Annotated in this window: 8 protein-coding genes; 6 read left to right on the top strand and 2 right to left on the bottom strand. The window is 61.3% G+C overall.

The genetic code is table 11. The annotated features are described in order from the left end of the window. Nucleotides 1–3: 3 nt before the first annotated feature. The gene (locus tag BCM02_RS08945) at nt 4–675 is read right to left on the bottom strand and encodes a response regulator transcription factor (protein WP_148928693.1); all 672 of its coding nucleotides are present in this window, start codon (nt 673–675) and stop codon (nt 4–6) included. Between the two features lie 221 nt (nt 676–896). Between BCM02_RS08945 and BCM02_RS08940 the strand changes: the two genes are divergently transcribed. From BCM02_RS08940 to BCM02_RS08925, 5 genes are all read left to right on the top strand, one after another. Next, nucleotides 897–4508, top strand: a complete 3612-nt coding sequence (locus tag BCM02_RS08940) for a glycoside hydrolase family 44 protein (RefSeq protein ID WP_187434089.1) — start codon at nt 897–899, stop codon at nt 4506–4508. Between the two features lie 168 nt (nt 4509–4676). After that, nucleotides 4677–5798 (top strand): hypothetical protein, encoded by a 1122-nt coding sequence (locus tag BCM02_RS08935; protein WP_148928691.1) that lies wholly within the window; start codon nt 4677–4679, stop codon nt 5796–5798. Further along, nucleotides 5785–5955: a hypothetical protein gene (locus BCM02_RS35195; RefSeq protein ID WP_187434088.1), complete on the top strand. Its 171-nt coding sequence runs from the start codon at nt 5785–5787 to the stop codon at nt 5953–5955. Before BCM02_RS08935 ends, BCM02_RS35195 begins: the two co-directional genes overlap by 14 nt. Nucleotides 5956–6267: 312 nt before the next feature. Next, a complete protein-coding gene (locus BCM02_RS08930; RefSeq protein ID WP_148928690.1) occupies nt 6268–7398 on the top strand; it encodes a glycoside hydrolase family 53 protein in 1131 nt (376 codons plus the stop codon). 34 nt (nt 7399–7432) lie between these two features. Then, nucleotides 7433–8182 carry an NAD-dependent deacylase gene (locus BCM02_RS08925; RefSeq protein ID WP_148928689.1) on the top strand — a complete coding sequence of 250 codons (750 nt, stop codon included), beginning with the start codon at nt 7433–7435 and terminating at the stop codon, nt 8180–8182. A 74-nt stretch (nt 8183–8256) separates the two neighbouring features. Here BCM02_RS08925 and BCM02_RS08920 read toward each other — a convergent pair whose 3' ends face one another. Further along, complete coding sequence (locus tag BCM02_RS08920; protein WP_148928688.1) at nt 8257–8943, bottom strand: rhamnogalacturonan acetylesterase; 687 nt, start codon at nt 8941–8943, stop codon at nt 8257–8259. A 127-nt stretch (nt 8944–9070) separates the two neighbouring features. On the opposite strand from BCM02_RS08920, the gene BCM02_RS08915 reads away from it, so the two are divergent. Continuing rightward, a complete protein-coding gene (locus BCM02_RS08915) occupies nt 9071–11317 on the top strand; it encodes a helix-turn-helix domain-containing protein (protein WP_148928687.1) in 2247 nt (748 codons plus the stop codon). Nucleotides 11318–11347 lie beyond the last annotated feature (30 nt).

The raw sequence follows: 11347 nt of genomic DNA, 5'->3' as shown, positions 1-11347 counted from the left end.
GGCTTACGGCGCCTCGCCAAGCAGCAGGTCCTTTAGCTTGGCGATGGCGGTTTTGCGATCGTTCGTGCCGATCTTGTTATAGACGACGCTGATATAATTCCGGACCGTCCCTTCGCTCATGAACAAGGCCGAGGAGATTTGCCGGTTGGAGTAGCCCTCGATCATGAGCAGGACGATTTTACGTTCCCGTTCGGTCAGCACGAGGCCCTGGCGGCGCAGCTCCGTCTCGTCGAACGCGTCGGCGCCCGTGTCCGAGAGGACGGACAGACGCGCGGCCAGCTTGGCGGCGATCGCCGCCGGCAGGATCAGCTGCCCTTTGACCGCCTCCCGCACGGTTTGAATGACCTTGTCCGCGGGCATGTCTTTCAACAGGAAGCCGTCCGCGCCGCCGGCCATCGCGTCGACGATGAATTTGTCCTCGGCGAACGTCGTCAGAATCAGCACGACCGTGGACGGAACATCCCGCTTGATCAGCTTCATCGCCTCGATCCCGTCCAGCACCGGCATTTTAATGTCCATCAACACGATGTCGGGCCGCTTCTCCCGCACGGCTTCGTATGCCTCTTGGCCGTTCTCCGACACGCCGACCACTTCGAGATCGTCTTCCAGCTGTAGAATCGTCTGCAGGCCGTCCCGAAGCAGCCTTTGGTCGTCGGCTATCAATACTCGTATCATCCGTACCCATCCTCTGCGTTAGTAAAAGTCATAGAGCGGCCGCGCCTTGCCATCTTCGCCCTCGCGATCCGCCGCTGCTCAAATTCTAACAAACTATGCCGCGCCCGCATAGTGACGAGAGCGTCCGATGACGCGCTGTGACAAATGTTGTGACAGGGCGTCACTAGTGCGCGGGAGCGCGGCCCCATACGATGAGAGGGAACACAAACAGGGAGGGAACGATGATGAATCTAGCAAAACGATGGAGCGCCCGGCGCGTGCTGACGCCATTGACGCTCGCCGCTGCCATGCTGCTCGCGCCGCTGGCGGAGATGCCGGCGAAGACGTACGGCGACGCGCCGCAGGTGCTCGCCGTCTACGACGACGCGCTGTCGGCCGATTTCGCCGACTACGGCTGGGCGGACAAAGATCTCGCGGAGAGCGGCACCGTGCACGGGGGCGGCCGTTCGATCCGGATGGAACCGGACGAAGGCCAGGCGCTTTATTTCTATAAAGACCGGGTCATGAACGCGGACGAGTACGAATCGCTGCGCTTCTGGGTGCACGGCGGCCAGACGGGCGGCCAAACGTTCAAGCTCGTGCTGTCGCTCGGCGGCCAAGGCGTGGCCGAGATCGACTCGAGCCGGCTGCTGCCGGAGGGAGCGCCGGCGGACGAATGGCGCCAAGTCGCGGTGAAGCTGGCGGACTACGGCGTGCGCGGCATTATCGACGGCATCTGGATCTGGGGCGGAAGCGGCGATCAAGAGGCGCTCTACCTCGACGACATCGCCTTCTACGCGAAGGGCGGAACCGAGCCGAGCGGCGAGGAGCCGGATCCGTCGCCCGTGGCGGCGGTCTTGTTCGACCAGCCGCAGCTCGTGCTGAAGGCGGGGCAGCTGCGCGCGGCGGCGCTGACGGCCGTTCACGAAGACGGTACGCAGAAGCCGGTGAAGGAAGGCGCGCAATGGAGCTCGACGAACGATGCCGTCGCGACCGTATCGGACGGGCTCGTGTCGGCCGCGGCGCCGGGCGAGGCGGTCGTCCGCGCGTCCTATGCGGGCTTCGAGGCGCAGCTGCAGGTGACGGTCGTCGAAGGGACGCCGGCGCCGCCGATCGAGCCGGTGGAAGGCGTCTATCTGTTCGACGACGCGCTTGGCCAGGGCATGACGGATTACAGCTGGGCCGAGCATAGTCTGTCGGAGACGGATACGGTGCATACCGGCGAGCATTCGATCCGGTTCGCGCCGGACGGCGACAAAGCGCTGTACTTCTATAGCGACAGGCCGCTGACGACGAAGGAATACGAGAAGCTGCAATTGTGGGTGAACGGCGGCGCGGCAGGCGGGCAGGAGTTGCGCCTGGAGTGGAAGGCCGGCGGTCAGACCGTCGCCGCGAAGCAGCTTAGCGAGCTGCTCCCCGAAGGAATTCCGGCCGGGGAATGGGCGAAAGTCGAGATTCCGCTGGCGGACTTGAAGCTGCCGGATGGCTTGTACGATGGCCTCTTCATCGCCGGGACGGGAGGCGGCGACGCTCAGCCGGACGTGTATCTCGACGACTTGGCGCTCATCGCCAAGGCCTCGGTTCAGGCGAAGGTGGCGGAACTGCGCACAGACCGTCCGCAGCTGGTCATGCTGCCGGACGAAGAGCAGACGCTGCAGGCCGAGACGTTCCTGAGCAACGGCTTGACGGAGATCGTGACGAACGCGGCGGAATGGACGGTCGATCGTCCGGAGCTGCTGGAGGTGCTGCCGGGCGGTAAGTTGAAGGCGCTCGCGCCGGGCATCGCGAAGGTAACGGCGACGTACAAGACGTTCGCGGCCGAGACGTACGTCCAGGTGACGGAAGTCGAGGCGGAGGCGGTGTACGGCGAGGAACTGGCGGAAGGTTTCCGCAACCTCAGCTGGCATGAGAAGGACTTCGCCAATCGGGAGCAGGCCGCGAGCGGCGAGTTGTCGATCAAGTTCGAGCCGGACGGCTGGGACGGCGTCTGGATCGCAGGCGATAACAAACGCAGCGTCGAGGCGTACTACGGCGTGCGGTTCGCGATTCACGGCGGCAGCCAGGGCGGACAGCAGCTGCTCGTTCACGTCTATGACGGCAACAGCGGCGTCGGCGCCATCGACCTCGGCCATTATTTGCCGGAGGGCGGTTTGGAGTCGGGCGAATGGACGACCGTGACGGTGAATATGGCCGATCTGGGTCTATCGTACGGCCAATTCGACGGGGTTATTTTCCAGGCGGCGACGGAAGCGAATCAAGGCGCGGTGTATATCGACGATATTGCGCTGCTGCGCAATCTTCACGCGGGCGAGCTGCCGGAGCCGCAGCTGCCGGCGGTAAGCGTGGGCGTCGACGCTTCGGCGGACCGTAAGCCGATCAACCCTGAAATTTACGGCATCAACTTCGACGACATGCATCCGACCGAGTCGGAGCTGCCGTTCCCGGTTCAGCGGTGGGGCGGCAACCAGATGACGCGCTACAACTGGGAACTCGACACCTCCAACCGGGCGAACGACTGGTACTACATCAACTACCCGAACGATAACGCGAATCCAGAGCAGTTGCCTTCGGGCTCGACGAGCGACCGGTTCATCGACGGCGTGCGGAGCAAAGGCGGCAGCGTGCTGCTCACCGTGCCGACGATCGGCTGGACGCCGAAGGATAGAACGGTCTCGTACGGCTTCTCGCAGCAAAAATACGGCGCGCAGCAGAGCGGCGCGCAGGAGCTGCCGGACGCGGGCAACGGCGTCCGGCCGGACGGATCGCTCGTCACGGGCAATGATCCGACCGATACGTCCAAGCAGATCGGACCGGAGTTCGTCACCCGCTGGATGGATCATATCGCTTCCCGCACGGGCGAGGACGGCGTGAACTATTACGCCTTGGACAACGAGCCGGAGATCTGGTACGTGACGCACCGCGACGTCCATCCGGAGCCGCCGACCTACGACGAGCTGTGGAACAAGACGCTCGAATACGGTACGGCGATCAAGGACAAAGATCCGGACGCTAAGCTGTTCGGCCCGGTCTCCTGGGGCTGGTGCGCGTACTTCTATTCCTCGGCGGACAACTGCGCCGACGGTCCGGACCGCCAGTCGCACGGCGGCACGCCGTTCCTGGCGTGGTACCTGCAGCAGGCCGCGCGGCATGAAGCGCAGACCGGCACGCGGCTGGTCGATTACCTCGACGTCCATTATTACTCGCAAGAAGACGTCGTCGGCTCGGGCGAGGAAAGCCCGAACGCGGCGAAGCGCCGCTTCCAGGCGCTGAAGTCGCTGTATGATCCGAACTTTATCGATAACTCGTGGATTCAAGAGCCGGTGCGGCTCATCCCGCGCATGAAGGAGATTATCGCGGAGAACCTGCCGGGCACGAAGCTGGCGATTACCGAGTACAACTTCGGCAACGGCGACGGCATTAGCGCCGGGCTGGCCCAAGCCGAGGCGCTGGCGATCTTCGGCCGCGAAGGCGTCGATCTGGCGACCCGGTTCGGCACATTGCCGGCCGGCACGCCGCTCGAGGACGCGTTCAAGCTGTACTTGAACTACGACGGCCAAGGCTCGCGCATCGAGGGCACGAGCGTCAAGGCGGCATCGAGCCTGCACGACGCGGTCGGCTCCTACGCGATCGAGGGCGACGACGGCAAGCTGTATCTCTTGCTCTTCAACAAAGACACCGTCTCCCGCGAGGTGAACGCCAGCGCGGGCGCGGACCGCGGCGGCGCTTCGGCGGAGCTGTACCGGTTCGACGCGAAGTCGAGTCTCGGCGCGATCGGCCCGGCGCCGATCGGCGCAGCCGGCGAGCTGTCCGTGAAGCTGCCGGCCCGCTCGGCGACGCTGATCGTGGTGGATTAACGCGTAAGAGGAACGGAACCAACGGGGAATCCCCCGGCGGTTCCGTTTTTTGTCGTTGGAGGGACATGGCGGGAGCCGTAATCTGCTTGACCGGATCATCCAAAAAGATGGACAAAATAGACATATTGCGCCTGTTTTGTTTGTATATTGGACAAGGGTGAGGATGAAATGATCGTCAAACAGATCCAATCCAATTATCACAGCTACCTGAGCGAGCTTAAATTCGCGCTGGATCCGGTTATTAACTTGATGAGGTCCCAACATGGCCGACCGTGGCGAGGCACGGCCTGGATGGGGCCGCTCAAGACGTTTATGGGCTACATGAAGCACCTCAAATTCATACAAGCGATCAAATGGGCTTCGCTCCCGATAATCGGACCTTTCCTTGCCGGGTTCGCGGCCGGTGTATATGGCCCTTGGTCCATCTGGATCTCCGCGGCCGGCGCGCTTCTGATCGCGTTCGGGGTTTACTATCTCCACGTGCGTTCGTACATGGGCAAGATGGCGACGATCGGGCGACCGGAATTCCACGTGGAAGCGTTTAAGGAGATGCGCCCAACCGAGTACGAGCAGACCTGGGCCCAATTCGTCCATAAGAACGACTTCACGTTCGAAGGTCTCTACGACATCGTCAATACGGTGTTCAGCCAAAATAACCACGACCCGTCGAGCGTCGCCTACGTTGTCGCCTATTCGCAAAGTCAGCACGATTACATGCAGCGGACGGTCGAGGACCTGAAAAGAAAAATCGAGGAGCAGCAAGCCGACATGAACAGCCTGAACGATCTGCTGGTCGAATCCGATACGAGTATCGCCGACCTGGTCGACCTGATCAAGAAGATCAATCAGAATCTTTATCGATACGTGAACGGCTGTTTCAACCTGCACGACATGGATTTCGTAACGGGCTTCTCCCTGTATCGGCGAGCAGGGGATACGCTTGAGCCGATTATGGACAAGGGTACGTCCGGCAATAAGCGCCCTCTCGATATGAAGGCTGATACCGGTTATGCGGCGGTATTGGCCGCGGAGGACCCGCAAGGGAAGGCGCACCTCAACGCCCCGTATGAGGGCCGCGAAGTGATTGCGTTTCGCATGGACATGCTGGACGGCGAGTCTTGGGTGTGGTGTTTTCACTTCGATACGGACGATAAGCGAGCCTTGTCTCTGTTAAAAGAGAATGATACGATAGAGGCGAGAGAGATTCGCAGAATGGTTCACGCATTTTGCCTCGTTTATCAGAAAAGCCAGTTAACCTTGAAGGAGGTTGCCCAAGATGAAACAGCTTGACGAGTTACCTTCCGCGGTTAAAGTGCTGGAGGATGTTTCCCAGCAAAGCATTATCGAAAAACGTCGGAAGCTGCGCGAACTGAAGTTGAAGCAGATTGGCCAACGTACTTCCTTGATCGAACGCGATATTGAGCGCCTTGCTCAATTAACCCGTTAAGGGCATAACCCCCGCCTGGAGCTTCCAAGCGGGGTTTATTTTTTCTCTACTTGTCAAAACTAGTTCTATTCAACTCGGAAAAGGTGAATAGAAATGAAGAGTGGCAAGAAGGTTGTGCCGTTTCGGACAAAGCCTGTCCCGCTCAAGGACCGGACGCAGGATGAAATCATGGCGGATAGGAAGAAAAAACGGGAAGCGATCATGAACAAGTATCGTCCGAAAGAATAGATTCAACATGGTATAGCGGACGGCAGTAATAGGCAGCCTTGGCCGACCGGCCGGGCGGACGAACGAGCAGAAGGGACTTGCGGCATGAACCAACCATTCATTAAAGGCGCGGATATTTCGATCGTCAAGGAAATTGAAAGTTTGGGCGGCGCGTATTTCCTGGACGGGGAGCGCAAAGATTTGTTCGACATTCTTCGGATCAAGGGGCTGAACGTCGTTCGGCTACGTCTGTGGGTTGATCCATACGCGGAGGACGGCACGCCGTATCTGGGCGGGACGAACGACCTGGCGACGACTCTGGAGGTGGCCAAACGGGCCAGAGCGCACGGCTTGCAGGTGATGTTGGATTTCCACTATAGCGATTTCTGGGCCGATCCGAAGAAGCAGTACAAGCCGAAGTCATGGGCGGCGTTGACCGGCGCGGCGCTGGAGGAGCAAGTGTACCGCTACACGGCGGACGTGCTGGCGCGTTTCAAGGCGAAGGGCGCGCTGCCGGAGCTCGTGCAGATCGGCAACGAGACGACGAACGGCATGCTGTGGCCGGAGGGCCGGACGCCGAAGTACCATTTTGAAGAGAAACGGTTCGTGGAGACGGAAGCAGGCGAGTGGAAGGCTGCGCTCGATCGGCTGGCGCGACTGCTGCAAGCGGGCATTCGGGCGACGCGGGAAGCGGGCGACTCCAACATCATTCTTCATCTCGATGCTGGCGGCTCCAACGTGCTGTACCGGACTTGGTTCGATGAAATGCAGGCGCGGCAAGTCGATTACGACATTATCGGTTTGTCCTACTATCCGATCTGGCACGGCAGCTTGGACGAGCTGAGCGCCAATATGACGGACATTAGCGCGCGCTACGACAAGGACGTGCTCGTCGTCGAGACGGCGTACGGCTTCACGGCGGATAGCAAGCACGGCGCGGATATCTTCACGGCGGAGTCGGCGCGGATCGGCGGCTATCCGGCGACGGTGGAAGGGCAGGCGCGGTTTCTGTCCGACCTGATGACGACGGTGCAGCGCGTGCCGGACGGCCGCGGACTCGGCATCGTGTATTGGGAGCCGGCATGGCTACCGCTCGATGGTACCAGCTGGGCGAGCCCACCCGGCATGGAATACGGGCACGACGTCGGCGCGATGGGCAATCATTGGGGCAACCAAGGACTGTTCGATTTCGAGGGCAACGCGCTCGATTCGTTGAACGTCTTCGCGCGATTCTAATGAATCCGCGCGCAAGCGCGAGGAGGAGAATGCGATGCTGAGCAAGCTGCTAGCCGAATCGCGCCGGACGATCGTCTTCACCGGAGCGGGCATGTCGACGGAGAGCGGACTGCCGGATTTCCGTTCGGCGGACCGGGGGATGTGGAATAACCGCAATCCCGCCGAACTGGCGTCCACCGAAGCGATGGCGCGCAACCGGGACGAGTTCGTCCGCTTCTACCGGTGGCGGATCGAATCGATGCGAAGCTGCCGGCCGAATCAAGGCCATCGCATCCTGGCGGACTGGGAGCGGCGCGGCAAGGTTCATGGCATCATTACGCAGAACGTGGACGATTACCACGAGCAGGCCGGGACGCGGCGCATCGCGAAATTGCACGGCGATCTGGGGAGTCTGCGATGCATGGGCTGCGGCAAGCAATACGAAGCGGCGCGTTATCTGCCTCCGGATGCGATGACGGCTTGCGAATGCGGCGGCTTCGTGCGGCCGAACGTCGTGCTGTTCGGGGAGCGGCTGCCGGAAGAGGCGCTTGACCTTGCAGAGCGGTGGGGTTCCGGCGCCGACCTGCTAATCGTGCTCGGTTCCTCGCTGGCGGTCAGTCCGGCGAACCAAATTCCGATGTTGGCCAAGCGGAACGGGGCGAGGCTCGCGATCGTGAACCATGACCCGAGGCCGCTGGACGGCTTCGCGGATCAGGTCCTTCGTGCGTCGATCGGCGAAGCATTGAGCAAGGCGGCGAAGGAGCTTAGCGAGAACGAAGGGCACGAAGGCGGCTCGGTTCTCTAGGATTATAGTAAGCCGGTCATGCCAAAAAGGCTGCCCGCGGGCAGCCTTTTTGGCATGCGCTTCTACGATTTCGCTCACTCCGCCAACAGACGCGCCGCCAGCGCATCAAGCGCTGGATGGCGGCGAATCTCCTCCGCGACAAGCCGCGCAATCGCGCGGGCGCCCTGCTCGGAGAAATGCGTATCGTCCGTCAAGCCGTCCGGATAGTTCGGGTGCGCGCCGGGAGCGAGGTGGACGAACAACGACTTGGAAGCCTCGACGCCGGTCTCCGCGTACAACCGCTGCGAACGCGCGAACAAGTCGAGCAGCGGAACGCCCAGCTCCGCGGCCGCCTCCCGCATCGCTTCGGGATAAGAACCGACCGCGAGCGGATCAAGCTCCCCGTCCGGATTGAACCGGCGGCGGCTGACCGGCGTCAACAGCACCGGGACGGCGCCGGCTTCGCGCGCGGCGGTGACGAACCGGCCCAGGTTCGCCTGGTAATCGTCGGCATCGCAATACCGCGACGGGTCCTCGGTCTTGCCGTCGTTGTGCCCGAACTGGATGAACCAATAATCGCCCGGCGCGATCTCCCGCGCGATCGCGGCCAGGCGCCCCTCCGCGATGAACGATTTGGTGCTTCGGCCGTTGATCGCCCAGTTGCGCACGGCCACGCCGGATTGGAAGCGGAAGGGGAGAAACTCGCCCCAGCCCGCCATCGGTTTCTCGGCGCCGCCCTTCTGCGCGGCGGTGGAATCTCCTGCAAGGTATAAGCCGATCATCTCTGTTATGACCTCCTCGAACGGTGAAATGATATAGATAGCATGGATGCTAATCTATTTGTCAAAAGCTTAAAGCTGCCTATATAATGGGGCAAGACCCAAATATACGGCGGCAAAGGAGTTCGCGATGAAAAGAGGAACCACGTTCACCCGCATATTCGTGTCCATTCTCATCTTGGGAATCGGCCTTGTGGCCAGCTTCGGCACGTACATCTATATGACGACGAAACAATCCGTTCTGGAGCGGGTCGCCGTCAGCAAACAAGCGTTCATCACCCAGACGAAGAACAGTCTGGAGCAAAAAGTGAAAACAATTGAATACGCTTTCAGCACCTATAGCACGACCAGCTCGTTCCGCGACGTCATTAAGAATCCGATCACGGTGCAGGATTTCGAAGCCTACCGGAGCGTGAACACGCAGCTGAATTATATCGCCTCGATGGGATTGGAGGGCGCCCAATATACGCTGATCAGCCTCGTGAAGAACTGGGAGATCGCAAGCGGCAAGCTGTCTCAACTGTCCTCCGCCAGGCGAGAGGAGTTGGTAGCGGCCTATATGAACAGCCGCTCGCGCGGCCTGTTCTGGCAGCGGACGGACAGCGGGCTGCGATTCGTCTACACGCTGCCGGCCTTCTCGAGCAAGAAGGAGGCGATCGCGCTGGCGGACCTGTCGCTCGCCGGCTTAAACCGCATTCTGCGGACGGAAGACGAATCCGCAATCGTAATTCTGAACAGCCAGGGCGAGCTATTGTACGAGAATCGCGCGCTCGGGCTCTCCGAAGCGCAGTTGTCCGGCCTTGCGACCGCGGCCGAGGAGAGCGGGGCCCAGCGGAGCGGCCTTGTCGAGTTCAGAACCGAAGCGGAGAAGAAGCCGAGCGTCGTCTTCGCCCGTTCCGACTACAACAACTGGATCTATGCGACGCCGCTCGAGCCCGGCGAGACGACGGAGGCGCTGCGGACGGCCCGTTACGGCCTCGTCGTCATGGGACTGGTCATCACGGCGCTCATTGCCGTCGTGGCGTACTTCATCTCCTATTACTTCGCCAATTCGATTCGCCGCATCCAGCGTCGTCTGCCCGCCGCGGCCGCCGGTCCGAGGGACAACGAGATCGATTGGATCATCGGCTCGATCGACGCGATTCTCGACGAGAAGCAGGGGCTTGAGCAGATGATCGAAACCGAGCTGCCGAAGCTGGAGACGCAGTTCGCGCAGAACCTGCTGCGCGGGCGCATCGCCCTCGAAGAACTCGATCATCATCTGCACCGGTTCGGCTATCGGCCGGCAACGGGCTGCCGCTACGCGGTCATGCTGATCCAGCTGGACAGCTACGGGGGGCGGGACGCCGCCGACAAGGACATGCTCCTGCTGGCGATAAGCCAGCTGATCGCGGAGCTCGTGGCGCCGGAGCGTCGGCTCATCCCGATCGTCCTGAACGATACGACCCAGGCGACGATCCTAATGCCTGGCGGAGAATCGGAGGATGACATCCGAAGATGGCTGCTCGATACGGCCAAAGCCGCCGTGCGCCGCGCGCGAGACGTGCTCGGCGTATCGGTGAGCGTCGGCTTCGGCAACTTATACGAGGATCTGGCGCTCGGCAGCAGAGAAGCGTGCGAGATGGGCAAGCAGGCGCTCCACCAACGGCTCAATCTCGGCAAGGAATCGATCATTTTCTACGAGGACGTCTCGGGCGTCGTCTCCGGGCCGGTCGTGCTGCATTATCCGGCCCAGCTGGAGAACGCGTTGTTCGATGCCATCCGGCTGGGCGACGAGCAGGGCGTCTCCCGCGCGCTGTATCCATTCCTCGCCGAGATGATGAAGACGAGCAAGGATTCCGCCGATTTCGAGATGACGCTCATCCGCCTCGTCAACAACCTGATCCAGCTCGAGCAGCTGCTCGGCATTCAAGTGCTGCTGACGCCGGACAACCGCACGCTCTTCCAGCGGCTGCTTCAAATCCGCAACCCGGAGGAGATCGAGCGCATTCTGATCGAGGAAGCGATCCAGCCGATGGTGCGCGTCATGAAGGAGAAGACGAACCGCCAATTCCGCTCGCTCTCCGATCAGGTCGCGGCCATCGTGCGCGAGGAGTACGACAAGGAACTGTCGCTCGAGCTGATCGCCGACCGGCTGCATTACAATCCGAACTACTTAAGCAGCATTTTCCGCAAGGAGTTCGGCATTACGTTCAGCGAATACTTGATGAACTACCGGTTGGACATGGCCAAGAAGTGGCTGATCGAGACCGAACTGTCCGTGAAGGATATCGCGGAGCGGCTGCAGTACCAGAACCCGCAGAACTTCATTCGTTCCTTCCGCAAGAAAGAGAACGTGACGCCAGGCGCCTACCGGAAGGAGCAACAGAGCTCCTAGCCCTCATCATATACCGCCGCATGACGAAGC

Source organism: Paenibacillus methanolicus, from assembly GCF_008124765.1.
Classification (GTDB): Bacteria; Bacillota; Bacilli; order Paenibacillales; family Paenibacillaceae; genus Paenibacillus_Z; species Paenibacillus_Z methanolicus.
Note: the sequence above shows the minus strand (reverse complement) of the source record. Positions and strands in the feature narration are given on the sequence as shown.

What these genes read in the sequence shown, in the direction of transcription:
- BCM02_RS08935 (WP_148928691.1), top strand. Translation starts at nt 4,677, where the DNA reads ATGATCGTCAAACAGATCCAATCCAATTATCACAGCTACCTGAGCGAG.
- BCM02_RS08940 (WP_187434089.1), top strand. Translation starts at nt 897, where the DNA reads ATGATGAATCTAGCAAAACGATGGAGCGCCCGGCGCGTGCTGACGCCA.
- BCM02_RS08930 (WP_148928690.1), top strand. Translation starts at nt 6,268, where the DNA reads ATGAACCAACCATTCATTAAAGGCGCGGATATTTCGATCGTCAAGGAA.
- BCM02_RS35195 (WP_187434088.1), top strand. Translation starts at nt 5,785, where the DNA reads ATGAAACAGCTTGACGAGTTACCTTCCGCGGTTAAAGTGCTGGAGGAT.
- BCM02_RS08920 (WP_148928688.1), bottom strand. Translation starts at nt 8,943, where the DNA reads ATGATCGGCTTATACCTTGCAGGAGATTCCACCGCCGCGCAGAAGGGC.
- BCM02_RS08945 (WP_148928693.1), bottom strand. Translation starts at nt 675, where the DNA reads ATGATACGAGTATTGATAGCCGACGACCAAAGGCTGCTTCGGGACGGC.
- BCM02_RS08925 (WP_148928689.1), top strand. Translation starts at nt 7,433, where the DNA reads ATGCTGAGCAAGCTGCTAGCCGAATCGCGCCGGACGATCGTCTTCACC.
- BCM02_RS08915 (WP_148928687.1), top strand. Translation starts at nt 9,071, where the DNA reads ATGAAAAGAGGAACCACGTTCACCCGCATATTCGTGTCCATTCTCATC.